18 protein-coding genes and 3 tRNA genes are annotated in these 25,110 nt (G+C 54.4%); 8 read left to right on the forward strand and 13 right to left on the reverse strand.

Annotation, left to right across the window (positions count from 1 at the left end; genetic code table 11):
• Positions 1-366: 366 nt before the first annotated feature.
• Positions 367-771: a Tfx family DNA-binding protein gene (locus AZH53_RS06460; RefSeq protein ID WP_319642696.1), complete on the reverse strand. Its 405-nt coding sequence runs from the start codon at positions 769-771 to the stop codon at positions 367-369.
• A gap of 140 nt (positions 772-911) precedes the next feature.
• Between AZH53_RS06460 and AZH53_RS06465 the strand changes: the two genes are divergently transcribed.
• Positions 912-1,751 carry a F420-dependent methylenetetrahydromethanopterin dehydrogenase gene (locus AZH53_RS06465; protein WP_319642697.1) on the forward strand — a complete coding sequence of 280 codons (840 nt, stop codon included), beginning with the start codon at positions 912-914 and terminating at the stop codon, positions 1,749-1,751.
• Positions 1,752-1,832: 81 nt separating this feature from the next.
• On the opposite strand, the gene AZH53_RS06470 is transcribed toward AZH53_RS06465, so the two are convergent.
• Both AZH53_RS06470 and AZH53_RS06475 read right to left on the reverse strand, forming a co-directional pair.
• Positions 1,833-2,450, reverse strand: a complete 618-nt coding sequence (locus tag AZH53_RS06470) for a hypothetical protein (RefSeq protein ID WP_319642698.1) — start codon at positions 2,448-2,450, stop codon at positions 1,833-1,835.
• Positions 2,451-2,870: 420 nt separating this feature from the next.
• Entirely contained in the window at positions 2,871-3,872 is a 1,002-nt protein-coding gene (locus AZH53_RS06475; protein WP_319642699.1) for a 5,10-methylenetetrahydromethanopterin reductase, read from the reverse strand.
• Positions 3,873-4,181: 309 nt separating this feature from the next.
• Here AZH53_RS06475 and AZH53_RS06480 point away from each other — a divergent pair, with 309 nt between their 5' ends.
• A complete protein-coding gene (locus AZH53_RS06480) occupies positions 4,182-6,341 on the forward strand; it encodes a tubulin/FtsZ family protein (RefSeq protein WP_319642700.1) in 2,160 nt (719 codons plus the stop codon).
• Here AZH53_RS06480 and AZH53_RS06485 read toward each other — a convergent pair.
• On the reverse strand, positions 6,334-6,771 hold the full coding sequence (locus AZH53_RS06485; protein WP_319642701.1) for a dCTP deaminase: 438 nt from the start codon (positions 6,769-6,771) through the stop codon (positions 6,334-6,336). The genes AZH53_RS06480 and AZH53_RS06485 overlap by 8 nt on opposite strands.
• Positions 6,772-6,903: 132 nt before the next feature.
• Between AZH53_RS06485 and AZH53_RS06490 the strand changes: the two genes are divergently transcribed.
• Positions 6,904-6,975, forward strand: a tRNA-Arg gene (locus AZH53_RS06490).
• A gap of 134 nt (positions 6,976-7,109) precedes the next feature.
• Here the strand turns inward: AZH53_RS06490 and AZH53_RS06495 are convergent.
• From AZH53_RS06495 to AZH53_RS06510, 4 genes are all read right to left on the reverse strand, one after another.
• Positions 7,110-10,196, reverse strand: coding sequence for a VWA domain-containing protein (locus tag AZH53_RS06495; protein WP_319642702.1), 3,087 nt, complete (start codon positions 10,194-10,196; stop codon positions 7,110-7,112).
• A 116-nt stretch (positions 10,197-10,312) separates the two neighbouring features.
• Positions 10,313-11,701 carry a PEGA domain-containing protein gene (locus tag AZH53_RS06500; protein WP_319642703.1) on the reverse strand — a complete coding sequence of 463 codons (1,389 nt, stop codon included), beginning with the start codon at positions 11,699-11,701 and terminating at the stop codon, positions 10,313-10,315.
• A 24-nt stretch (positions 11,702-11,725) separates the two neighbouring features.
• A complete protein-coding gene (locus AZH53_RS06505; RefSeq protein ID WP_319642704.1) occupies positions 11,726-13,264 on the reverse strand; it encodes an AMP phosphorylase in 1,539 nt (512 codons plus the stop codon).
• Positions 13,265-13,396: 132 nt separating this feature from the next.
• Positions 13,397-15,859 carry an MEMAR_RS02690 family S-layer glycoprotein gene (locus AZH53_RS06510; protein ID WP_319642705.1) on the reverse strand — a complete coding sequence of 821 codons (2,463 nt, stop codon included), beginning with the start codon at positions 15,857-15,859 and terminating at the stop codon, positions 13,397-13,399.
• 441 nt (positions 15,860-16,300) lie between these two features.
• On the opposite strand from AZH53_RS06510, the gene AZH53_RS06515 reads away from it, so the two are divergent.
• Positions 16,301-16,373: transfer RNA gene (locus AZH53_RS06515), tRNA-Gln, on the forward strand.
• A 165-nt stretch (positions 16,374-16,538) separates the two neighbouring features.
• On the opposite strand, the gene AZH53_RS06520 is transcribed toward AZH53_RS06515, so the two are convergent.
• The 3 genes from AZH53_RS06520 to AZH53_RS06530 are packed head-to-tail and all read right to left on the reverse strand — an operon-like array spanning position 16,539 to position 18,718.
• Positions 16,539-17,249 (reverse strand): DUF1614 domain-containing protein, encoded by a 711-nt coding sequence (locus AZH53_RS06520; RefSeq protein ID WP_319642706.1) that lies wholly within the window; start codon positions 17,247-17,249, stop codon positions 16,539-16,541.
• 3 nt (positions 17,250-17,252) lie between these two features.
• On the reverse strand, positions 17,253-17,861 hold the full coding sequence (locus AZH53_RS06525) for a fibrillarin-like rRNA/tRNA 2'-O-methyltransferase (RefSeq protein WP_319642707.1): 609 nt from the start codon (positions 17,859-17,861) through the stop codon (positions 17,253-17,255).
• Positions 17,858-18,718, reverse strand: a complete 861-nt coding sequence (locus tag AZH53_RS06530; protein ID WP_319642708.1) for an NOP5/NOP56 family protein — start codon at positions 18,716-18,718, stop codon at positions 17,858-17,860. The genes AZH53_RS06525 and AZH53_RS06530 overlap by 4 nt, the downstream gene beginning before the upstream one ends.
• 121 nt (positions 18,719-18,839) lie before the next feature.
• Between AZH53_RS06530 and AZH53_RS06535 the strand changes: the two genes are divergently transcribed.
• Complete coding sequence (locus AZH53_RS06535) at positions 18,840-19,766, forward strand: calcium/sodium antiporter (RefSeq protein ID WP_319642709.1); 927 nt, start codon at positions 18,840-18,842, stop codon at positions 19,764-19,766.
• Between the two features lie 79 nt (positions 19,767-19,845).
• Here the strand turns inward: AZH53_RS06535 and AZH53_RS06540 are convergent, their stop codons facing one another.
• A complete protein-coding gene (locus tag AZH53_RS06540) occupies positions 19,846-21,060 on the reverse strand; it encodes a tripartite tricarboxylate transporter permease (RefSeq protein WP_319642710.1) in 1,215 nt (404 codons plus the stop codon).
• A gap of 81 nt (positions 21,061-21,141) precedes the next feature.
• On the opposite strand from AZH53_RS06540, the gene AZH53_RS06545 reads away from it, so the two are divergent.
• The 3 genes from AZH53_RS06545 to AZH53_RS06555 all read left to right on the forward strand — a co-directional run bounded on the left by AZH53_RS06545 (position 21,142) and on the right by AZH53_RS06555 (position 22,924).
• Positions 21,142-21,828: a uroporphyrinogen-III synthase gene (locus tag AZH53_RS06545; RefSeq protein ID WP_319642711.1), complete on the forward strand. Its 687-nt coding sequence runs from the start codon at positions 21,142-21,144 to the stop codon at positions 21,826-21,828.
• Positions 21,825-22,739: an RNA-guided pseudouridylation complex pseudouridine synthase subunit Cbf5 gene (locus AZH53_RS06550; protein ID WP_319642712.1), complete on the forward strand. Its 915-nt coding sequence runs from the start codon at positions 21,825-21,827 to the stop codon at positions 22,737-22,739. Before AZH53_RS06545 ends, AZH53_RS06550 begins: the two co-directional genes overlap by 4 nt.
• Before the next feature lie 99 nt (positions 22,740-22,838).
• Positions 22,839-22,924: transfer RNA gene (locus AZH53_RS06555), tRNA-Ser, on the forward strand.
• Between the two features lie 206 nt (positions 22,925-23,130).
• Here the strand turns inward: AZH53_RS06555 and AZH53_RS06560 are convergent.
• A complete protein-coding gene (locus tag AZH53_RS06560; protein WP_319642713.1) occupies positions 23,131-24,855 on the reverse strand; it encodes a histidine kinase N-terminal 7TM domain-containing protein in 1,725 nt (574 codons plus the stop codon).
• Positions 24,856-25,110: the final 255 nt, after the last annotated feature.

The raw sequence follows: 25,110 nt of genomic DNA on the forward strand, positions 1-25,110 counted from the left end.
ACGGGCCCTTTTAGGTTGGGAGATTCTTCCGGTGTGGACCGGAATTGCTGATTCTCACAAAGTGATCCTGATTCTTCCCGCATTCTGCGCACCCATGATGGGCGGCGGAAATGGGCTCGTTTCCACGAAACGTCCACCCTTACGGTTCCGTCAGATCCTACGTCTTTCACCTGTTGCGCCTGTGCACAACCCATCTCGGTATCTCCCCCCTCCGAAAACGGAGGTGAGAGCCACCACGATATGAGAAGATCTCACCGGGCGGCCGGAATGATTCCGGCACCGGTAGATGAAATCCTCATATTGGTTCCATAAATATTGCAAAGAAAGAGATATAAACATGTCGGAAATTTGGAGAAAAGGAGTGCTTCATCCGAAGCAGAGATCGCCTTCTTCGGTGATATACACCTCAACATCATCCCTGACAAACCGACCCTTGAACCGTTCCGGGTTTGATTCCTTGAGACGGTTAATGAGACCTATTGAATCGTACCGCACCTTGATATGTATCTTCTCGGCCTCGGTATATATCTCCCCTATTGCATCGAAGAGATCCGTGCCCGACTTGATCGTACAAAGATGCGTCGCATCAAGAGTGTACAGGAATTCGAGAGTTTCCTTTGCTTTTTCGATATTCTCATATGCAGCCTTCTCAATCGTACACACATTCGCCTTGGACGTGTGGATGATATCTGCTATCTGTTGCTGTGTGAGACCCTGCTTGCGGAATCTGAGCACCTCTTTCTGCCGATCGGTAAGGAGCCCTTGTTTCATTAACTATAGTATCACGCGCAGAAACTTAAACTATTTCATTTAACATCAGCCGTACAAATCCGTCGATTGGCAGAAATTCAAAATGTTTATTACCAGACTTGTTGATAGTTGAATGTTCTCAAATTTGAGAGGTTTAGAATATGGTAGTTAAAGTTGGAGTTGCAAAATTAGGCAACATCGCAAGTGGTGTTATGGTCGAGTTACTCCTCGACGAGCGTGCAGACCGTCAGGACATGCAGACCTTCATGGCAACAAGCGGGACCAAGCTCGAAGTCGAGGACGTCGACCGTGTGGTCAGCAACCTTATCGCATACAAGCCCGACTTCGCAATTGTGGTTTCACCGAACGGTGTCCTCCCCGGCCCCACCGGTGCACGTGAAGCACTCAAGGCAGCAGGCATCCCCGTAATCGTCATCACTGACGATGTCACCACCAAGAAGGAATGGGCGGACCTCAAGGAGAGCGACTTCGGATATGTTATCCAGAAGGCAGACTCCATGATCGGTGCACGCCGTGAATTCCTCGACCCGAATGAGATGTCCGACTACAACGGCAACCTCATCAAGGTCCTCACCGTCACCGGTGCATTCCGCAAGATGCAGATCGCAATCGATGCAGTCATCGACCAGGTCAAGGCAGGCAAAGCAGGTGCAGAACTCGAGCTCCCCAAGATTGTCATGACCGCTGACAAGGCTGTCAAGGACGAATTCACCAACCCCTACGCATATGCAAAGGCACGTGCAGCATTCGAGATTGCAGCAGCAGTCGCAATGGTCAACGTGAAGGGCTGCTTCATGACCAAGGGATTCGAGAACTACGTACCTATCGTTGCATCCGCACACGAAATGATGCGCGCTGCAACCGTCCTCTGTGACGAAGCACGTGAGATCGAGAAGGGCTGTGACGGTGTTGTGCGCATGCCGCACAAGAATGACGGCACCATCGTCTCCAAGACCACTCTTATCTCCAAGCCGGAGTAAATACCCAAACCCAATTTTTCTTTTCCAGTTTGAGCCTTTTTTCTGCAATAGTTGTGTGCCGATCGGGCAGAGTGCAACGACTCACGTTCCGTTAAAAAACATCGACGGCAGTTCTTCCGGGATGGTGAAGAGCACCGGTTCATCGTGAAGACGTTCCATAAACGCCGAGTCGGACGTTCCCGCAGGCGTCGGATTTATCCGTGCAATGATCGACAGATGTGCCCTGAAGTCACCGGCGCTGCCTGCACGGTCGAACCGAACCGCGACGTTGAAGGCGCAGTGGCCCTGCGAATGATAGAATCCAATCACCTGATGAAGACCGGAGGCAAGAGCATCAATGTAGGGGTGCGCATCAGGAAGGGTACCAACGGGAAGATATGCACGGATCTCCTTCTCTCCCATGGGGACAGGGTGTGCATACCATGGTACTTCATCGCCAAAGAGGTATCTTGGGCCGCCCATCTCGCCATCAAGAAAAGTCTCCCAGTAGTTTTCACCGGTTTTCTCCCGGTACCGGGCACCCCCCTCCAGGCAGCGGCGGGTATATACAGTCGGTTTATCGTCCGCTATGCCCTGCATGTGAGGATGATACATACTGGCACCTGCAGATGACAGGTGGTTCCAGTTCACCGACACATATCCCCGTGCGTCTGCCAATGCCGACCACTGCCCTTCGAGTGCGTCTGCGATCTGCTGCACAGAAAACTTTTCCTGAGTGTGAGAACGTGTGATCACCGTTACAAGATGAAAAGCGGAGAAGGGATACATATTGGGAAATGTCACGCTCTCCCCGATGCAGACACGCCTCCCCGACGGAAAGGTGGGCGTCTCCCGGAAAATCCGCTCAGGACAGAAGGGACACGGGACCTCCCCGGTATCAGCGGCCACACATGCCCCGGTACCGATACCTCTGCCCCCCCGAAGCGGACTGATCCTGCACTGCTGACCGGTCAGGTGGTCGGTGCGCAACTGCACGGGAAAGGGCATCCCGCGGATTTCACTGATGGTAAACATTCAAAATCTCCCTCCTGCAGGCGGCATACGGCCGGATTTGGAGTATTAGCTCCACACACAGGAGAAGGACTGCGAAATAAAAAAAAGAATTGGTATCTGTTCTTCTCAGACAATGTACTTGCCGAGGAGACGGATGGAGTTGGTCATGTCCGGACCAAGTGGGGAACCGAAGATGATCTGGGTAACACCGGATGCGGTGAGGTCGTCGCACTTCTCCTTGACCATTTCAGGAGTACCTGCGATGGTGAATGCGTCAATCTCGGCGTCGCCGACAAGGCCGCCAACTGCACCGAAGTCAAAGCGTGCAAGTGCGTCTTTGATCTTTCCGACGTTTGCCATGTCAAGGCCGTGGCGCTCCAGAATGGGGGGCGGCGAGCCTGCTGCGATGAATGCTGCAACGATCTTTGCTGCGTTGCGTGCCTTCTTCTCGCTCTGGTCGATGGACATTGCGGTGTATGCACCGACGTCGAATTTCTTGAACTTCTTCTCGTCGACTGCGTCGCATGACTCTTTGATCAGGGGGATTGCAATCTCAAAGTCCTTCGGGTTGGATGCGTTGATGAGAGCTCCCTCTCCGATCTCGCCGGCAAGCTGGAGCATCTTCGGGCCCTGTGCGCCGATGTAGACGGGGATCTGCTTCTTCTTTGCAGGAAGCGTCACACCGGTGAGCTTTGCACCATCGTAGTCGAAGAATTCCATGTCGCCGGTCTTCTTGACTTCTTCTCCGGAGCAGAGCGCCTTGATCTGCACGACGCCCTCCTTCAGGCGTGCCACCGGCTTTACGGGGTCAATGGCCAGTTTCGGAAGAGTGGACAGGTCACCCGGTCCGATACCGAGGACTGCACGGCCGTCGGAAATCTCGTTAAGGGTGCACATGAACGAGGCAATTGCTGCCGGAGTGTCGGTGAAGGTGTTCATGATGCCGGGTCCCATCTTCAGGGAGTCGGTCGCCTGTGCAATGGCCGCAAGGGTCGGGTAGCAGTGGCGGTTGTTGTAGTGGTTGGTAATCCAGGCAAAGTCAATGTCCTTCTGCTCAGCAAGTTTACAGTAGTTGACAACCTGCTTTACATTGACATTTCCCGGAACGAATTCAATTCCATAGCTCATAGGTCTTTCACCTCAAATTTAGTATTACTGCATCGTTCTTAATATACGTTATCATTTGCTTGGATTTTTGGGTTCTTCAATGGGAGTATTTTTCTAAAATTCGCCCCAATAACGCTTATTATTCTTTGGATTCCACAAAATGGCGATTTTATGAATATGCATCCAGAGATTTTATTATGCTTCTGAACACACCTTACATTTAGGAAATTGTGTTTTATCCGGGTCTTTTTCCCGGGTGGCATCCCGCACACACATTCAGGTACGAAGAACGGAAAAGATCTGGGGGAAAACCCCCCTGCAGGGCACCACATGAGAATACTTGCAATTGGACTGGGCGGCGCCGGAACACGGATTGTCGATCAGCTCTATGATCACGACACCAGGAGCCGTGTTGGGTGTGTCAATGCGCTCGCCGTCGATATGGATGGCAATAGTCTGCGCCAGCTCGAGTTTATCCCCCAGCCCCAGCGGATGAATTTTCCTCCCCTCGATCCTGATATCCATTTTGATGTTCCTTCAACGGTCAATGTTGAAGAGATCATGACCATGATCCAGCGGATGGATACGGTCGAAATCGATGCCATCATGATCTTCGCGGGCCTGGGAGGAAGCGTCATCGACGCCGTCCCCGAGCTCGTCGAAGAACTGAGAATTGCCTATATTGAACCAGTATTCGGGGTCTGTACCCTCCCCATGCGCCATGAGGGAAAGAAACAATCCTCAAAGGCATCGGAAGACATCATAATGCTTCGTGATGTGCTTGATGCGGTCATTCTCTTCGACAATGAGACCTGGTACGGGAAATTGCAGGCGGAATTTCATGAGCACAGCGTGGCCATGGAGGAGAAGCGCCTCCCGTATCCGGCGAAAAAGTTTCCGGAAAACCCCCGCGATCTGTACCGGATGCTCAATGATCGTATTGCCCGTCAGATAGGACTCCTGCTCAGGGCGGGCGAATTCAATGAAGAGGGCCTGGAAGCAGCGGAGGTCGTTCTGGACGCAGGGGAGGTACTCAACACCCTGCGTGACAACGGACTGGTCGCAATCGGATATGCGGTCGAACCGCTCACGGTATCCCTGAAGGAACGCTTTTTAAACTGGCGTTCAGAGACCTATTTCTCGGAATATTCCCATAAACGGGCCACCCGCATTGTATCCCTTGCAAAAAAGGCGGTCTACGAAGATATCTCAGTCCCATGCGACATCACCAGCGCAGACAAGGCACTGGTACTCATTGCAGGCCCTTCACAGGAACTGTCCATGAAGGGATTCCAGACGGTACGTAAATGGATTGACCGGAGCATTTCGGGGCTCGAGATGCGTTCCGGGGACTACCCTGTCCGCAATACGAAATACGTGGGGATTATCATCGTTCTCTCGGGGATCGAAAACATCCCGCGGGTGACCGAACTCGCCGACATTAAGAAAGAATATGAGGCTGAACGTCTCGAAGAAGAAGAGGAAATAAAAAGGAGAGAAGAGATGCAGGCCTGGGAGGCCGAAGAGGAATCATGGGTCACCGCCCGGAATCCCGATACGGGGGATTATCGTAATTCCGGGGAGACTACGGGAGGAATTTCCTTTATCGACCTCCTCGAAGATGACGATGAATGCATGCCGCCCGAAATTTCCGGGGAAGGAGAGGAAGAGGCGGTTTTGAATGATGAGGATGGCCGCCCGGTCACATCCCGGGAATATGTGGAGTATTCACAGGATTATGATACGGATTATGGGTCCAAAGGAGATGACGGCGACGTGAAGGATGAGATGGTACGCCTTGAGGGAATTGCTGCTACGAAAGATTCGACAGATGATTCCCTCACAGCGAAGGATGGACAGATTACTATTGCAGGTGCAGGCAGGCAGGAAAGCAGTGACGATAAGCTGGTCCTTCCCGGAAGACAGGCCCGAACAGTCGCCGATATGACCCGTATGACGAGCGGCGGTTCGAACAATGCGCCGAACGATGCAATCTTCGGACTGAAAGAGATCCCGAAGAGGGGGCAGAAGGGTCCAAGAGATACCTCGCTTGTCGGCAGTTCCATCGCCATCGATACCCCCGGCTTCCGGGCGAAGGACAGCACCTTCGAGGGAGGGAAGGTATCCGTTGCTTCGGCAGCCGGGCCAAACGACAGTTCCATCAACGGGTCGTCGGTGAAGGTGCGGCCGGTCAATACCAGACTCAACGACAGCGTCGTCTCCGGCAATTCAGTGCAGCTTTCGGGGTCGAAGATACAGACGAAGGAACTTCTCGACGGAGAAGTCCGGATGAAGGAGAAAATCCCTGCCCCCAAGGACGAACTTATGGCACGGGTCGAAACCCGGATGAAGAAGACAAAGGAACAGACAGCACAGCCGCAGAAAGAACCCTCCTATAAGGCAGGGACCATCAGCAGCACTTACACAAAAAAGAATTCGCAAGAGGAAGAAGAAGAGGAGAAAGCAGACGACCTCTTCTGGATCACATAGCACCGTCACGGTTGCCGACAGCCCCTTTGCTGTCCTGGTACCGCCCTTCATAGAGGCGATCCCCGCCGGCAACGGTCTGCATAATTATCTGGACAATCCGTTCTCCTTTTTCAACCGCAACATCATCTGCTCCCATATTGACCAGACAGAGGGTGAGCTGGCCGCGAAAACCCGGGTCCACAAACCCCCCGCCGATGAGGACTCCGCGTCTGCCAAACGAAGACCGGCACCGGAGTGTCGCCGCAACATCTGCCGGCAGTTCCACCCATTCGAGAGAGGGAACGAGGGTACACGCTCCGCGGGCAAGAACCACCGTCTCAGCCGCACGCAGATCATAGGATGCGGGCTGCTGGGACGCTTCGCTGTATGGGTCCAGGACAAGGGCACCGTCCCGGATTCTCTTTTGTATTTCAGTATCCGAGAGAATCATTGCTTATGAGTTCTTTCCGGAAATCTCATAAATTCGCTGATGAATGGACTGAAAGAAAACGGCGGAAGAACCTGCCGGTGCAGAACTGCAGAAGCAGAATGGTTAATTATCCGGCAAACCCAATCAATGAGTGGATCCATAGGGTAGAGGATATCCTCTTGGGCTTCGAACCCAAGGACGCGGGTTCGATTCCCGCTGGATCCGTCCGTTTTTATCACAGCTACGCAATCCTCTCAGGAGGCAGGCCTTCGGGGCACCTTCCCGATATTGAAAACAAACCGGCCGATATTCCGATAATAAAGTCACCTTCGTCCATCCTTCATCATCAGTTGGGGACTTTAGGTAATTTTGATATAGTTCTCGTCCATGTTCCCGAGACTGATTGCCGCCGCAGTCTGATTGATGGCATCCGCATCCGGTGCATGGGCATACACCCGGATATGGTAGTCCCCCGGAGGGAAATCAGCGACATAGAGGTGAGAGGTGAACTTCTCCTCATTCACAGGTCCACCCGGCAGTGCTGCATTGTCATAGAGATACCACATCCCTTCTTCCGCCCGCATGTAGTATATCTCCTGAATTACCGGTAGGACGCCGTCATACTCGAGGTCCCAGACAATCTCGAAATAATCCTCAACCATATCCCTGTTCGTACAGTTTACCCCCCGTATCGCCATCTGGTGCGAGAGAAGGCCGGTCCCGTCGAGTCCCTCAAGTGCCGTCACATAGGTATCCGGAAGGGTAAGCGTCTCCTCGCCGCCATTGAAGCGAATCCTGGAACTGTCACCAAAGATATTGATTGTACCGGGAGTAAAGATCTCCAGGCTAAACTCTGTCTCCCATACCTGGTTGAGGACGATAGAACCGACATCCCAGCTCAGGCTGCGGTCATCCTCCCAGTCGGCCTGTTCTTCGTCCTCATCGACGGTGTATCGGGGGACGATAACAAGTGAGGGAGCGGCATCGTTCATCATGCTTGCTATGGTCGTTGACTTCCCCTCACAATAGACCCATTCCAGTGACGGGTCGGCAGGGGTGTTGGGAACTGAGTCATTGTTGATGGCGACCGTTCCAAATGGAATCTCCATTTCGGTATCAACACCGGCAACCGTTCTGAGGTCGCCGGCAATGTCCGTATAGATACCGGCCAGCTGGCCCCCGTTGGGAGCCTCATAAAATTTGCCTCCCGTCGACTCGGCGAGAATCCGCAGAGTTTCCCTCCCTTCGACCGAAAAGGAGTCCGCAAAGGCAATCGAATATATTCTTACATTTGCCCCGGCTGCGTATTCGCTCAGGTTCTGCACCGCCCCAAGATCCTCAAAGATGGTATATTTCTCCGTACCATCGGAAAAGTAATTCATATCCGTCGGACTCTTCTGCGCAGGGGTCTTTCCGTTGCCCCGGGCAAGGGGATCTCCGTACCAGTTGTAATCCCCGTCCGAGAGCAGGATGACGGCACGAACCGCGTCATCACGGCCGTTCTGTACAATCTCGCGCAGGCCGGTATAGAGGGCATAGCGCATAGGCGTACCGCCCCAGGGGACAATCCCTTCGACGGCAGCCGAGACATCTGCCCGGATGCCCGTCAGTCCAAGGTCCAGCGTCGCATAATCCGTATACGTCTTCGGGGAGCCAGGATAATGGGTGGCAACGTAGGTGAGATCATCATTCCAGCTGTAGTCCACCCCGGGTTTTCCCCAGCGCGAATCGCAGTACCCGGAGCTGCCGAAAGTGACCATCCCGATGCGGTCTTTTCCTTCGTTCATCCGGGAGATGAAAGTCTTGAGGGCCGCCATCTCGTACACCATTCGATCGATGTCATCCATGAGCATGCTCCCCGACCTGTCCACAGCCACCACTACATCCACCGGGGCAGGGTGGAGAGCCCACCCGTCGCCAACAAGGCTGATGGTGACGTCAACGGTGTCATTGACAGCCACTGTATCCCCGGAAAGACCCGTCTCTACCCTGAGATAGGGATAATTTCTCCACTCGAGGTCAATATCACGTGACATACCTCCCCAGAGCGCCGTTATTGTGCACGTGGCAACCGCCGTCTCATCGTAGGGACATACCGCCTCATGTCCCGGCATCCCGGGGGCGGTATTGAAGGCTCCAGGCACAAAGGTGACCGAAGCCATCCCGTCTTCATCGGTCATAACCGATGTGTCTGTGAGGTACGGTTCTTCGACCTGGGAGGAGGGATAGACAGGATGATAGATACTGAAGAGTACCGTCTCTCCCGCAACCGGGTTGCCGCAGATATCCATCACCTTGGCCATGATCTCTGCTGTGGGAGCGCCATCCACATCACTGCTCGCCATCGACTGCGGGTTCGCCATCAGAATCATCGTTACCGGTTCACTGCTCGCAAAGCTCAGGTCGACGGAACACGAAACGGATGGATTGAGAACTGATTCGCCGGTTATGGTAACATTCCCGACCGTATTCCGGGGACCATATGATACCATTGCGGTCCCGTCGAAGGTCGTCAGGAGGTCCCGCACCTCTCCATCTTCACCGGCACGGACACGTACGGGGGTCTTTGCGCACGGATTTCCAAACTGGTCCTTAAGGGCAAAGACCAAAGAATAGCCGCTCATCCCATCCGCCGGAACCGGCGCAGGTACCCCCGGATTTCCTTCACAGGGGTCCACTGCAACAGATATTGAAACAGGAACCCCCCCGCCCCCGGCGGTAATTCTAATCCAGGCATCTTCCCCGCCCATTGCCTCGGGCATTACATGTATGATATACTCTCCGGCACGAGTACCGGTTCGGTAGTATGCCGCACAGGCCCCATCCGGTCCGGCATGGCAGACGGCAGAGTCATGCCCGTATGTTTCGCCGTCAAAAAAACCCGCCTCATCACTCACGGTTCCATATAAGAGGACACTTTCCGAGGTCTCGTCACCACCATCGTCTTCATACCGACTGTCAATGACATTTCCATACCTGTCCTCCATAACCACCGTAATGGGGATGATGTCATACACTCCGGCCTCTGCGGAAAAATCGATACTTCGAATCCTGTATGGTGCTGCATGATCAACGTCGAGAGAGTACACCTTCTCAAATTCGGCCGGACATCCCGTTTCATTAATATACGATATAGCAATACGGATCGGGACGCTCCCGCTTTTCTGTGTCGAAAATGTCGTGCGATACGGCAATTCTGTCACTACGTATCTGTCAACGTCGCCATAGACGGAGGCTTCCACACAGTCAAACCGCACTTCGCGTATCGTTTCGCCTTCCGTGTGAACTTTGACGGTGATGATCGCCGCGCCATCCCCTGCGATGAGCCAGTCTCCGTGACCGGGACTGCCGATAACACTCACGGTGACATCTCCATCGCCCAAAGCACACACCGGCCAGACGATGAGAAATGCCAGGAGAAGGACCAATATATATGTTGCCTTCATAGAGCTCGTGTTTATATATCTGACGGGCAGATACACTATTTAATACATTCTATCAATTGAAAGAATAAATATTTTCTTGAAGAAAAAAGAGAATTCGCCGGATTTTTAAGAAAAAATCATAGTTGATTTTTCTTCTGCGGATTGCGCTTACCCGGCCTGTTTCTGAGATGTCGAACGCCCATGATACCCGCAACACCAATAACAACGATTCCTCCAACCACGATGATAAGACCAATGTTTATGGACTTCTCCATTGTAACCTCAATCTGATATACACTGGTGCCTTTCGGTATGCTCTCCTCCACTGATGCTTCATTGTACGCATCCCCGCTGACGGATATGACATATGCCGCATTCGTCCGGAGAACCGTCTCAAACTGTCCGGTTGCATCGGTCGTCCCGACATAGGTTCCGTCCACACGGACAGTCGCACCTTCGACCGGGGTGTGGTCGTCTTCTTCTGCGAGAATGGTAACAGATGCCATCGCGAATTCAGGCTGAATGATGATATCCTCGACAGATTCATCGACGGTCACTTCCCGGACAACTGTCTCATATGCATCTGCCCTGACCTCCACTTCATGGACTCCGGCAATGAGTCTGGCAATCCCCGAATGGCCGAACTCATCCGTCGTTCCGTGAAAATCCTCATCAATATAGATCTTTGCCCCTTCGATCGGCGTCCGGTCCGCCTCATAGACCGAGATTGCCACCGGATAGAGGGCCTTTGAGAGAACAACAGGATAGATGAGAAGGTCGCTTTCAATATAGAGCTGATCCGTGAAGGTGGAATATTCATCCTTGGCTACCGAGATGGGATAAGTTCGCCCCCGCTCTACGTATGCCGTCACTCTCCCATCCGAACCGGTGGCACCGACGAATTTTTCGTCGATATACACATCCGCCTGACTCAGGGAAGACCCGTCTTTTGCATCCGTCACTTCCACGACAAAGATATCATCACGAATGAGGCGGTAATCAACAAATCTGGCCTCATTTCCCATCTCGACGATCTTATTGAGGAGTTCAAAGTGGGAAGCGCTGACCTCCACACTATACTGCATGCCGGCCTTCACCTCGAATACGGCATCCCCTGACCCATCGGTGGTATCCGTCGAGAGATAGTCCTCCCCGGAGACCTTCACGAGAACACCGTCGACCGGTTCGAGCGTGTCCGCATCATAGAGGGAGACAGTAAGTGTCACCGCCTTTCGCGAGAGTTCGGCCGCAAGAGTTGACTGGGTGGCAGAGACCATCGACTGCCAGCTGATATAGCCCGTCTTTTCGATTCCCATTCGGAACGACTCATTCAGGGAATGCTCATAAATATAAACCCCTTCGGAGTTTGTCTCGCCCTCGTACGTCCCCTCAACGTAGATGTTTGCATCCGAAACAGGGTCCCCACTCACGTCGTCTGTCACCGTCACCCGAAGCGAGACCCCCTGGACGGCACCGCAAAGACAGAGAAGGGCAACCAAAGCCGGAACTATACGGTGAATATCCATACAAAGTAATTTTTTTTATGGATGTTAGTCCATTCGGTTGAAGTGCAGGGTATCCGAGGGAAGGCGGTCGATCAGCATTCCTTCCACCAGGATCGGCATCAGGCGCCGACCTTCTTCCAGAGCATTCTTCAGTTTCTGTTCATTGTCGGCATAGATCGTCATGATCGCATCGCCCTTCTTCACCTGAGACCCACGCTTGGCATGCAGCCAGATGCCGGCACCCTTGTCGTTGGGGGCCCCCGCGAGTCGTGCGATGGTGATGAGCGCACGGTTGGCGATGTTGATCACATACCCGTCGGCCGGAGCCGGCACATCAGCCATGTAGATGCCGGGCTTGAGATCATCAGCTTTAATGTCCGCATTTCCTCCCTGAATGGCTATGATCTCCTTCATCTTTGCAAGCGCTGCTCCACTTTGCAAAATCTCGCGTGCGACGGGCTCCCCCTCGCCCCGTGCCGCCTTGCCGGCCATCTCAAGGGCGATACCTGCGATAGCAAGACTCTTCTGGACAAGCGATCCGGGTGACGGTGACCCTTCGAGAACCCGCATCGCTTCGGCGACCTCCAGGTTCGGCCCGATTGTCCGGCCAACCGGCAGATCGCCGAAGGTAATCGCACATTCGACCTCAAGGTCCAGGCGCTCCCCTATCTCGATGAACTCACGAGCGAGTTTGCGGGCTTCCTGAAGTGATTCAACCTTCGCCTCTTTTCCAACAGGGATGTCGATGACGACGATATCTGCACCGGCTGCCTTCTTTTTGGCAATCACGCTTGCAATCATCTGACCACGGGCGTCGATCTTGAGCGGATATTCGACATTGATGATACGGTCGTCGGCTGGGGCGATGTTCGTGGATCCTCCCCACACAATCACCGCTCCCGCCTTCTCGGTCATCTCCTGTACCTCGATCGCGCTAAATTCGACAGGGGCGAGAACCTCCATCAGGTCCGCCGTCCCACCAGCCCCGGTGATCGCACGCGAACTCGTCTTCGGGACCTTGAGTCCGGCTGCCGCCAGGATCGGCACGATAATCAGCGTGATCTTGTTCCCGGGAACTCCACCGATCGAGTGCTTGTCTACCACCGGCTTGGTACTGAACTCAAGCGAATCGCCGGTATCGACCATCGCACGGGTGAGGTATTCCACCTCGTCCATGTCGAGGCCATGGATATAGGATGCGGTCACAAAGGCGGTCAGTTCGGTAAGGGAAATATTTTCCAGGACAATATCGGAGACGACTTCGTAGATCTCATCCTTTGAAAGCCGCCCCCCGTCCATCTTTTTGCGGATGGTGCGGATTGATGCCGGCGGGATGGACTCGAAGACCTCTGCCTCATGCCCATCTTCAAGACCTATGCCACTGAACGTCAGGGAGTAGACGCCGATGTGGCCCTCTTCTACGAGTGAAGGGGTCGTGTCTATGACCACCGATTCCGATTTGCCGTTTGTATGATTGACGATGCGTATACGGTCACCATCGAGGACACCCAGAATGCGGGCATCATTCTTGTGCAGCAGTGCACCGCGATTACTGACATCAACATGTTGTACGAGCAGATTCATTCCAAAACTCCGGTATCTCCTGTTGGATAAACGGAATTTTGATTGCTGAGTAGATAAGGTTCCCTGTTTAGGGACAATTTAAAAAAACGCCCCGTCACACAGACGGTCAAAATAAAGAAAAAATTGGGGGGTTTAGTCCTTCCGGAGGACCAGTGCTGCAACAGCACCGAGGCCGATCAGTGCAAAGACTGCACCAAAGCCCGGAGTTGCGGTCGGCTCAGGAGTGGGCTCCTCAGTCGGCTCAGCGGTGGGCTGTGCGGTGGGCTGTGCGGTCGGCTGTGCAGTCGGCTCTGCGGTCGGGACGGCCTTCAGAACGTTGAAGGTCTGGGTTGCAGTGTTGTCAGCTTCAACAGCTTCGACCTTGACGATGTACTCGTCGGGCTTGAAGTTGGATGCGTCAACTGCAAACTCCCATGCATTGCCGTCGTCACCCTCGGTGACGAGGACAGTGCCGGATGCGCCGCTGAATGCGCCGGACTGGGTCTTCTCGGTCGGCTGGAATGAGGAAGAAACAACTTCAACAATCAGGGAGTCGCCAACAGCGAGGTTGGTGGTTCCGGTGATGGTGAAGGTCTCGCCAACATAGCGGTCGCCGATTGCGTCGATGATGATCCACGGCTCTTCGACCATGAAGGTGAGCTTGTAGTAGGTATCATCAACGTTCGGAGAGTTGATTGCCTGAACGAGTGCCTCTGCAGCGTCGGAGCCCTGGAGACTGCCCTGGCCCTCGAGCTTGAAGAGCAGAAGGTCGTCGCTGATCTTGTTGTAGACGTTGCCGTTCAGTTCGTAAATGTCCTGCTGTCCGTTGTACATCGGGTGCTGAACGACCACGAAGTACTGTCCGGCTGCAAGGGAGCTGTCAGTTGCAAACTTGTATTCGAAGGTGCCGTCATCCTCAACGGTCTCGGAGGTTGCAATGGCTTTGTTCTTGCCAAGGATCCAGACGTAGACGTTGGAGGGGTCACCCTCTGCAGTACCGGTGATGTACAGGTCGTCGCCCTTTGCGACGGTTGCTGCACTGGTGGTTGCAGTCACGAACGGCTTCTTGATGACGATCGAAACGGTTGCATAGGTTGCACTCAGGGTTCCGAGGTCGCCCTTGTCGATGTCGTCGGTGACAGCGTAGATGGTGTAGGTGCCTGCATCAAGGTCAACTGAAGAGGTGTCCCACTTGTATTCCCACGTGTCATCGGTCTCAACAGCTTCTTCGATGAAGGTGGTGTCGACACCAGTGGTGGTCTTGCTGTCAGTGTTCTTCGGGTCTACGAGCTTTGCACCGTTGGCCCACAGGTTGGGACCAGTGATGAACAGGTAGACGTAGTCACTGTCAGTGTTGGTTCCGGAGAGAATGATCTCCTCGCCGAGGAAGTAGGATGCGTCGCCGGATGCGGTGACGGTAACATCGCCCTTCTCAACCTTCACTTTGACCTTGTCGTACTTTGCAGTTGCATAGTCGGTCATCTGCTGAACGCGGATGGTGTAGCTCTGGTCGGTGGTCGTCTGGTTGGTTGCAAAACCAATCGTGCGGGTGCCGGACCCAGAGGTGGTGATCTTTGCAAATCCATTTGCATTTGCGGTGTCTGCCCGGACAGTCTTGCCGGAGGAGAACTCATAGTCACCTGCATCGGTGTCATTGACAGTAACGGAGTCCTGGTTCAACTTGATCTCGGGGGGCTGCTCAACACTGCTGGAACCCTCAAGCCAGAGGGCGTAGTTCGTGTTGGGCCTACCGGTCACGGTCACGGAGAAGTCGTTGTTGCGGACGACGGTGTCCTTGTTTGCCTCAATGGTCACGGTGTCCTTTGCAATGGTGACGGTGTATACCTTGGAGACGGTTGAGCCGGTGACGGCATAGTTGTCATCCATGCTGTTGACATCACAGGATGCGTAGAACGTGTAGACACCGGATGCGTAGTTAGCGCTGGAGGTGTACCAGATAGGGTCATACTGACCAAGAACATAGTCAAGCTGGCTGTCAACTGCGAAGTCCTTAATGGATGTGGTTGTACCAGCCGCATTGATAAGGCCCGTATATTTGGTACCCTGTTCGTCCTTCACGGTGATGGTAATAGCATCATCGCCAGCTTCGTAACCAGTACGGTCAAAGATCTTCCACAGGTTGGTGTCAATTCTGAACGTCAAGTTAGAGTTCGTAATGACATTGCCATCTGTGCGGTCTTTGGAAGTACTTGCACCAGTAATCTCGTATGCCTTCACATCAATGGTCGGAACTGCCGCATAGAATGCAACGGTCCAGTTACCATTGAGCTGGGGATCCGTCAGGCTGTCCTGATCAACATACCATGCTCCTGTCTTCGTACCAAACTTCGAGGGATCGATATAGTTGGTGAAACCAGGGGTAATTGAATAGGTATCTGCCCAAGATGCTGAGCTTGTGTCAGCTCCATCGGGGAACCATACGGCAACCCAAGTGTCTACTCCACCGGTGACGGCATCCCAGTTAAGGTCCTCTTCACCAGCGAATGCGGTAAGCCCGGTCGAATTCATGTATCTGGTGTCTGCTGCTGCAGGTGCTGCTGCAACAAATGCCAGTGCAATCATGGCTACCAGGGCAATTCCTAGTTTTGTTTTCATTCATAACCTCCTTACAATACATTGAGGGAACATCATGCAACATCTTCGGCAATCGCCGAAAAACGCTTCACTTTGTTCCATACTCCGAACGACGGAATATGTTCCAATATTTGGAGAACACTTAATATATCCTTTGTGGTTGACGGAAACAGGAGGGCGGAGAGAGACCGCGAATATCGCCCGAATCATCCTCATTCGCCCGTAATTTGCCCCCGAATGTAACTTCCGGGATTCCGGAGGAGAGGCGCGTATTCCACCAGATATTCTTTCGACTATTTGCCAAAGAAGTCATCGTACATAAACCATGCCGTCATGCCCCATCATTTCTGGGATCAATTAATATACGGACATACACCAATCCGACAGAACCTGAGACGCCCGTTCGGCCCAAATCGTCACATTAATATCTCTCACCGACAGACAACTAGAGGTAATTTCAGAAGTCCGGTAGTGTAGTGGTCAATCATGTGAGACTCTGGATCTTGCGACAGCAGTTCGAATCTGCTCCGGACTATCATCTTTTAGAATTATTTTTTTCAAGATTTTGATCGCCAATCCCAATATTTCTCAGCACCTTTCGGAATTATCTCTCGTACGGCAGATGAATCCGGACATCCCCCATTCACCGCCACCGAAATTTCAGGAGAGCAGAGCGCATCCTTTTCCAAATTTCATACATTCACGCAAGAAACGCCGCCAGAACACCGCTCAGAAATATCCCGTCGAACGTCCCGGCACCGCCGATACTCACCATCGGGGCTCCGACACGGCCGAGATGCCGGATATTCAAAAGGTCCGCGCCGACAAGCGTCCCGATCGTTCCTGCGACAAAGGCGATGACGGGCCCTGCAAGCGGATTGGAAAACTCAAGGACGACCCCGCACAGAAGCGCCACCACCGGCGCCACATAAAACGGCGTCGCAATACCCAGTCCCGGTACCACCCGTGCGGCGGCGTGCGTTGCCCCGGCGACGATGCAGATACCGGCAAGGGCCGCGAGGATCACCGCGCCGGGGTCGGGAAAGGCCGCTGCATTGGTGGCCACATTCAGGAACATGTAGAGCGAGATCAGAACAGGAATCACCGCACCCCCCACATTGACGGCGACCACGGTGTCATCGGAGTCATGAACCGTATAGACCCGACCGAACCGGTTGCGGAAGACATAATCAGGCTTTCTCGCACCCTTGATCTTCGTGAGCGGGATGTTGATGAAACTTCCCGCAATGATTGAAACGATAAGGAGGAGAATCGTCCAGCCGGAGAATCCAAGACTTTCGAGCGCCCCGCCGATAATGCCGAGCAGAAGAAGCGGTATAAGGAAGATGAGAATCGCTATGAGAAATAGTATGAGTATGATGGAAAACGGGTTGAAATAGTACTGGCGCACCCGTTAATCCTCCGGCAGGCGGCACACCAGTGCCGCATGATCACGATGATACGGGTCCAGCCACTGGACGGTTTGGACAACGAGCCCCGCTGCCTCAAGGGCCTGTACTGATGCCTCGCAGACGTCCTTCGGATCCTCACGGACATTGACACTCCTCGTCTTGAGCATCAGAATGTATGTTCCGCCTCTTTTCAGGAATTTCAGGTGGTTGACGGCGATTGCCACCTGATTGGGCTGCGCCACGTCCTGGTAAATGAAATCCACCTGCTCGACCAGCGGCTCATAAACCTGCATGCGGTTTACGTCCGCCATAATCGGCACAATGTTCTTTCTGCGCCGTGACACCTCAATGAGGTCCTGCATCGGACGCGGCGCAAATTCAATCGCATAGACCGTCCCGGCATAATCCGCGACATGCGACACCGTCGTGCCGTTTGCCGCCCCGAGATAGAGGACATGCACCGATGCATCGAGCGTCACTTCAGTCCCCTTGAGGACGAGGGCTGCGAGTTTGCTTCTGTACGGATCCCATATCCGCCACTCGCCGAGGGTCCGCTCGCCATAAACGCCGCCCTTTCCCGGCGACACCAGGGTCCCGTCGATGAATTTCATTCGGCTACACCCGCCCTGTCGATGGCCGCCTGGGCCTTTTCAAGGAATACTTCATCGGCTTCACCGCGATACGCGTCGATGCGGGCTGCAATGGCCAGTTTTCCCGCGAGCACACGCGCCACACGGCCCCTGATTTTCCGTGGGGCGTTATGGACGCGGCGGTGCTGGAAGATGATGCCGTGTTTCGGCGAGGGAGACCCCGCCCTCAGGTGGGTGAAGAGCGCATTTTCCGCTCCGAGCACCTGAATTGTGGATGCAGGGAATGATGCGAGCGCCTCCAGCCCCCCCGCACGCGCAAGGATTCGGGCGGCCACCAGCCCCCCGACAAGGGCCGAGCAGTTCGGGAGAAGAAGATCGGCCCGGTGTGAAATCTCCTTCATAAGCGAGGAGCGCGTTGCCGAGAGGCGATCCACTTCCCCTGCCACCCGGCCGAGCGACGTACGGTCGCGCTTCATGATGCCGACCATTTTTTTTGCATTGCAGGACCGGTATTTTCTCGAGAATGCAGGGTTTTTGACAAGGTACCACTCGGTCGACTTCTCTGTCAGGAGATTGATCACTTCGTCCAGTTCATCCATCAGGCGGACCATCTGGACGAGTTCGACGTCACCTTTCCCAAAACACTCCCTGATTTCCTCCTCTGCAAGAGCAATGGTAACATCCCGGAGGGTTGCGATGTACTGGTCACGATCGGCAAAGCAGCCACACCGTACGGCCTCCTGAACATCAGGAAGAGCAGGAACATCCTTCCCCCCATCTTCCAAAAGTGCCAGGTACCGCTCCACAAGTGTATCGGTCTCGTACCCCGCACAGGTGCACGCATCCCCTTCAATATCCCCAAACCAGTACCTGCGCATATGTATCCTTACTATCCACCTCCATCACAAAAAAGCACCTCTCTTTGCACGGCCATAAGAGGAACCAAAAACGGATAAATACCAACAACCAACATTACGGAAATCCACGGACGTGCCTGTAATGATTCTGACCGTTCTCCTCTTCATCGTCGGCCTCGCCCTTCTCATCAAGGGGGCAGATTACTTCGTGGAAGGGGGAGGGGGTCTTGCCGCCCGGTACGGCGTCCCCTCGGCGGTCATCGGCTTTACCATCATCGCATTCGGGACCTCCCTTCCGGAATTTGTCGTGAGCATCAACGCCATCGTCACGGACAATCCTGATGTAGCGCTGGGAAACATTCTCGGCAGCAACATCGCAAACATCGCCCTTGTCCTAGCACTTTGTGCGATGATCAGCCCCGCAGTCATCGCACGTGCCGAAGGAGAGAAGAGCAAGGTCTACACCGAGACCATGCTTATGCTTGCCGCGACCGCCGTCTTTGCGGTGGTCTGCCTGGACAACATGGTGGGTCTTGTCGACGGCATCATCCTTCTCATCGCCTTCGTCATCATTCTCTATATCATCTACAAGAGGATAGGAAAGGAACCGGGAACAAAAATCGAGATTCATGGAAACCTCGATTGGGGATACACCGTCGGGGGTCTTGTGGCCGTCATCATCGGGTCCCAGTTCGTCCTTGACAGCGCCGTGACCATCGCAACGGCACTCGGCATCCCCGCCTTTGTGATCGGGATGTCCATGGTCGCGGTCGGAACCTCGCTTCCCGAACTTGCAACCTCCCTTGTTGCCATCCTCAAAGGCGATGCAGGCATTTCAGCAGGCAACCTTCTCGGCAGCAACATCTTCAACCTTCTCATGGTGCTCGGCACCGGCGCCCTTATCCGCCCGCTTGCCATCCCCCACTTCAGCGACATCGTCATTCTCGTTCTCTTCTCACTTGCAGTCATCCCCCTCGTGAAGGGGTCGCCGAAGGTCACACGCATATGGGGCGGAGTGCTCCTTGCGGGGTATATCGCCTATATGGTCTTCCTGTACACCGGAATATGAGGGTGACCAACTCTTTCCACAAAGAGATTCATCCAACCCGCATATGGGGTATCCTGTACCCCCTCGATCTTTCCGGGCTTTAATAAATGAACAAATCCAGGGAAGAGAGAATGAGCGGGAGCATGATCACTCCCATGCACATCGTACGCCGGACATTCACGAGCGGCGGGACAAACCCTAAGGCCGATGCACAGGCGAGAATAAAGAGGCCGAAGGGCCCGGTGGTAACCCCCGCCAGGATGATTACAAAGACAATAACCACCGCGCTCACGTGCCTGACAGGAAAGCCTGAAATACGCTGCGCACCCCGGGAACAGCCAATGGTCAGAAGATAGGCGGCAAGGGCGGCGACGGCACCTGCTATGAGAAGAATGCCCAATGGCGGAACGGCAATCTCCGAAAGTGCCGCCATCACCCCGTTTCTCGTCCTCCCAAGCGCAAAGAGCGCGGCAAGCCCGAGAAATGCATTGGCCGAATTGGCCGCGCTCGTCGCGACGATAAACTCCTTCCCACTCTCCCCATCCTGCATACCCGGCGAAAGAAGGGCATTTGCAGTCGCATTCGAGAGCCCCGGCATCCACCCGACGAGCGCCCCTGCGACGGTCCCGATGGCGGTGCTGCGGACAAGGCGTCCCTTCTCCATGGAGGGAGCCACCCGGGCCTGTGCCGGCAGCAGACCATGCGTCGATACCGCAAGAACAGCAATACCGAAGAGACCGGTGAGAAGCGGCATCAGAAGCGATGACGTGCCGAAGGGGTGCCATGAGAGGTAATCGTAGCGGAAGGTAAAGAGACCGAGAATGCCCGAGGAACAGAAAACAACAAGGGACCACCCCGGAGATTCGGCATGTATGATGAGAACCCCGGCGACTCCAAGGAGGATGACGCCAATCCACCAGTCCAGCACCGGTTGTATCGAGGGGAGATAGAGAAAGAAGAGAGCGAAAAGCGGCAGAACGAGGGGGACCGAAAGAGCGCTTCCCAGAGCCGACAGGCGGATTGCCTCCTCCGCACGGCCCTCCAGCGAGAGCCGATGGGCAGGCAGGACCGAAAGGGCGGTATCTGCATCCGGCACCCCGAGTACCGTACTAGGGACGCAGTCCAGAAAGGTATGGGTGACAAGGGCACAGAAGAGGGAAACGGCGACACCGGTTACGCCAAACACGGTTGCCATGAGGCCCTGGACAGCCAGAAGGACACCAGCCATGGTATTGGCATGTATGCCGGGCACCAGTCCGCTGAATGTCCCCAGTGCAATGCCGGTGGCAATTCCGGCGCATACTGCAGAAAGCACGTACTCTACGGTCGAACGGATTCTCCCATAAATTCACCGGAACAAAGGAAGATTATGGATCGAGGCAAAAGGTATACACAGATGAAGATCGCCATCACACGACTCCCGGAAAAAGCGGACACCGATCAGGCCCTCTGCATGCAGTATGGGCATGAATGCCTCATTGTCTCGCCGCTGGAGGCCACCGCCTATGAAGGGAAATGCCGCGAGTTCCTGACAGCAGCAAACCGCGGTGATTTTGACTGCATCTTCTTTACCAGCGCGCTTCCTGCCCGGTACCTTGCCCCTGAACTAAGAACTGATGCGCGCGTCATTGCCATCGGGCCGCAGACGGCTCGCACATTAGCGGAGTCGGGAATCACAAGTGAAATCCTGCCCACCCACTATTCACGCGATTTTGCCCCCTACCTCGGCGAATGGCTCCGGGGAAAAACCGTCGGCATCCCCCGTGCCGATGTGCCGAATCCTGCACTCCTCACGTCAATAGAAGACTACGGGGGAACAGCGGCGGAGATTCCCGTCTATGCACTGGAGGCGACCGGAACTCCCCTCAACCTCGCCGGTGCCGATGCCATCCTCTTTACCAGTGCCAACTCCTACTCCCTTGCAAAGTGGCAGAACCGTCCCGGGCTTCTGCTCATCGCCATCGGTGAGATCACGGCAGAGCGGATGCAGGAAGGAGGGGACGAGCCGGATATCACCGGAGACGGGACGCTGGAAGGGACGCTGCGCGAACTGAATATCTATCTGAACCAGGATGAATCATGAAGGACCAGGAACTCGAACGCCGCCTGCATGCAGGCATCATCATCATCGACAAACCCCGCGGACCCTCCAGTCATGAGGTGGCTGCATGGGCACAGAAGATGATCGGTGTTCCCGCCGGCCACGGCGGGACCCTCGACCCGAAAGTCTCGGGAGTGCTGGCTGTCATGCTCGGCCGGGCAGTCAAACTCGCTCCCCTCCTTCTTAATGAAGACAAGGAATATATCGCCCTTCTCCGTCTCCACGGAGATGTTTCGCGAGCCGAGCTCGACCGGGTCATCGAAGAATACGCAGGCAAGATCTACCAGCGCCCCCCGCAGCGCAGTGCGGTGAGCAGGCAGTTGCGGATACGCCAGATTTATGCCATCGATATTCTTGATGTCCAGGGACGCCTCGTTCTCATGCGGGTGCAATGCGAGGCGGGAACCTACATCCGCTCCCTCTGCCGTCACATCGGCCTCTCCCTCGGTGTCGGGGGGCACATGCAGGAACTGCGCAGGACCCGGTCGGGCCTCTTTACCGAGCAGGACACCTGCACGCTCCATGAGCTCAAGGATGCCACTGTCGCCCTGCACAACGGCGACTCTGCCCCTCTCCTGCGCCTCATCCGCCCGCCGGATGAAGTCGCGGCCGCTCTCCCCACGATCGTCATCCGGGATACGGCCGTCGACGCCATCTGCCACGGCGCCGTCCTCGCGGGCGTTGGAGTGATCTCCCGCGAGGCACATAAAAAAGGGGAAGAAGTCGCCGTGCTGACCACAAAGGGGGAGCTGGTCTGTACCGGGTCTGCCCTCGTTGCATCGGAAGACTATGAACCGGGCACCCCCGGCCTCGTCGTCCGCCCGACAGCGGTGATCATGGCGCCCGGCACCTATCCTCCCGGATGGAAGAAGCATCGCGTGGACGAGGACTAAGAGCGCGGCCGGGAGGCAGATAGGCCCCGGCCCACACACCCAAACCCATAGCCTTAATAAAATTCCTCCCGAATATAGATGAAGACAAACTGTTCTCTTGCTGAGGTAGTCTAGTCTGGTAGGGCGCAGGCCTGGAAAGCCTGTGGGGCTTTAGCCCCTCGGGAGTTCAAATCTCCCCCTCAGCGTCATTTATTATTCCGCACCCGAGTGTAGGTATCATCGATGGGAATCGGCATGACTCGCAGGGTCATGAAATGTGATAATGCTCATACCACATCAAAAAAAGGATCCGCCCCCCCATGTCAATCAAAAGAGAAAGGCACAATTCAGGTCCTTACGAGGAGGCCCGATTACAAGGATGCTCCATCTCCATTGAATGATGGAGAAGAAATCATTCCGTGGGTCTCCATCCTGTGCGGGGAACGCGTATCTCAAAACGGGCCCCTTTCCCATAGGTCCCGGTCTCAAAAATTTTTATTCCGGTTACAGAAAGAATCTCGCGTGAGAACGCCAGCCCAAATCCGGTATTCTTTCCGTACCCGAATGCGAATATCGTTTCCTTTTCATGATCGCTGACACCCGTGCCATCATCTTCGAATGCGAGCACCAATGTCCCGTCTGCCTGTTCATCCGTCGCGATAAGAACATTGGTGACCGATTCACCGTGCCGGACTGCATTCTCGAGAATGTTGTACATTACCTTTTCCACAAGAGGGTCTGCGTATATCTCAACTGCGGCAACACTCACCCGTATGTCGACCTCGTAGGGAAGACCGGACGCTGCACGATCGATCATCGTTTCAAGCCTTTGCCAGACAGGCCTTTTCATACCGATCTCCTGGTACTCCCGGGAAAATCGGAGGTGCAGTATGATCTTGTCGACGATAGTCAAAGAGAGGGAAACATACCGCCCGCTCGCCTCGCTACTGCGGTCTTCTTCGAGAAAGGTCAGATAGCCGTAGAGTGCGGTGACAAGGTTGCTGATATCATGCCGTGTCAGCTGGGAGAGCAGGGATAATTTTTCATTTGCGATTCGAAGGGCCGTCTCCGATGCTTTCCGGTCACTGATATCCCGAAGGATGAACACGCTTCCGACCGGCTCCTCATCCTGATCCAAAACGATCGATCCGGTAATACTGATAATGCGTGGCTCCCCGTTCTGAAGGATGACCTCGAAATCCGAAACTCTCCTGTCCGCACCGATCGCCTCCCGGATAGATTCAAAGGCATCCGTTCCTATGAGCGACGAAAAGGTTCTGCCACAATAGTCCGTCTCAATGTCCGGGAATATCTCCATCAGGGACCTGTTCCCGGCAATTATCCTCTCATCCCTGTCCGTGAGGACCATTCCGTCCGGCATGGTCCGGAGAATATCCATGACTGCGTTCTCCGGGCTCAGAACGAAAAGCCCGTACCGGCGAATCGCGTATGCAATGAGCACGGAGAAGATGACAATCCCGATAAACACCATATTCGGCACGTGTATGCCTAACACCGGTAACACCCCGCCCGAGAGGGACCCAAAGATGATGACGGCGGCGATACCGATACAGACAAGACAGTTCTGGCGGCGAATGGTTCCTTCGGGTACGCGCCGCCATGAGAGATAACTCGCAAAAAGCGCCCAGACCATGATGAGGAAGTAGTATACCAGCATGATCCAGCAGACGGGATTCGTCAGCACAGGGAGATAGACATAGCCAGCCCCCGGTTCGTAAGTCACCACATAGATCCATCCGGTAAAGATCTCAATAAGAGAAAAGAGAACGGCAGGGAGATAGAGGCTCGAACCGACAAGAATCGCCCTTTGCCGACCCCGGGACGGAATGGCATCGGTATATGAAATGATGAAATGGACCGCAAGAGCGATGGTAATTGTCCAGAAAGAACTGGCTTTCAGCCAGAAAAGGCTCTCGGCATAATCGACTGCCTGCCAGATGAAAAACTCCCCCAGCGCCCAGTACGTTGCTGCAAGAGTCATCGCAAGAAAAAGCCGGTGAATGTGCGACGTGGTCTTCTGTGCGTAGACAAAGACCCCAAGACCATATGTGATGAGTGCAGAAAAGAGAGAGAAACCGGCAAGGGCTGCTATGACGATCATTGGCATCTCAGGCATTCCAATCACCGGATAGCAGCACACATCCCTTTTATTACCGGGAAGCCATCAGCCGGATGTCTACAGGTCTCCGGTTTCGTCTTTCGTCCCATACGCAATATCAATTCTTTACTTTCCATTATGAAAGCGCTTTCCTCTTGGGAGGGAAGAAAAGGGAGATAGAATAAACCGTTTATTAACGATTCGGCAGATATTCAACAGAACGCCCCTGCAAGAAGGATTAGCAGATATCCGCAAAGATTCTGAAGCGTCCCA

The organism is Methanovulcanius yangii, assembly GCF_018687785.1.
In the GTDB taxonomy this organism is placed as follows: Archaea; Halobacteriota; Methanomicrobia; order Methanomicrobiales; family Methanomicrobiaceae; genus Methanovulcanius; species Methanovulcanius yangii.

Bases quoted from the DNA above. Each gene is read 5' to 3' on its own strand.
- AZH53_RS06505 (WP_319642704.1), bottom strand. From the start codon at position 13,264: ATGAATCTGCTCGTACAACATGTTGATGTCAGTAATCGCGGTGCACTG.
- AZH53_RS06500 (WP_319642703.1), bottom strand. From the start codon at position 11,701: ATGGATATTCACCGTATAGTTCCGGCTTTGGTTGCCCTTCTCTGTCTT.
- AZH53_RS06530 (WP_319642708.1), bottom strand. From the start codon at position 18,718: ATGCGCAGGTACTGGTTTGGGGATATTGAAGGGGATGCGTGCACCTGT.
- AZH53_RS06535 (WP_319642709.1), top strand. From the start codon at position 18,840: ATGATTCTGACCGTTCTCCTCTTCATCGTCGGCCTCGCCCTTCTCATC.
- AZH53_RS06480 (WP_319642700.1), top strand. From the start codon at position 4,182: ATGAGAATACTTGCAATTGGACTGGGCGGCGCCGGAACACGGATTGTC.
- AZH53_RS06550 (WP_319642712.1), top strand. From the start codon at position 21,825: ATGAAGGACCAGGAACTCGAACGCCGCCTGCATGCAGGCATCATCATC.
- AZH53_RS06545 (WP_319642711.1), top strand. From the start codon at position 21,142: ATGAAGATCGCCATCACACGACTCCCGGAAAAAGCGGACACCGATCAG.
- AZH53_RS06525 (WP_319642707.1), bottom strand. From the start codon at position 17,861: ATGAAATTCATCGACGGGACCCTGGTGTCGCCGGGAAAGGGCGGCGTT.
- AZH53_RS06465 (WP_319642697.1), top strand. From the start codon at position 912: ATGGTAGTTAAAGTTGGAGTTGCAAAATTAGGCAACATCGCAAGTGGT.
- AZH53_RS06510 (WP_319642705.1), bottom strand. From the start codon at position 15,859: ATGAAAACAAAACTAGGAATTGCCCTGGTAGCCATGATTGCACTGGCA.
- AZH53_RS06475 (WP_319642699.1), bottom strand. From the start codon at position 3,872: ATGAGCTATGGAATTGAATTCGTTCCGGGAAATGTCAATGTAAAGCAG.
- AZH53_RS06460 (WP_319642696.1), bottom strand. From the start codon at position 771: ATGAAACAAGGGCTCCTTACCGATCGGCAGAAAGAGGTGCTCAGATTC.
- AZH53_RS06485 (WP_319642701.1), bottom strand. From the start codon at position 6,771: ATGATTCTCTCGGATACTGAAATACAAAAGAGAATCCGGGACGGTGCC.
- AZH53_RS06560 (WP_319642713.1), bottom strand. From the start codon at position 24,855: ATGCCTGAGATGCCAATGATCGTCATAGCAGCCCTTGCCGGTTTCTCT.
- AZH53_RS06495 (WP_319642702.1), bottom strand. From the start codon at position 10,196: ATGAAGGCAACATATATATTGGTCCTTCTCCTGGCATTTCTCATCGTC.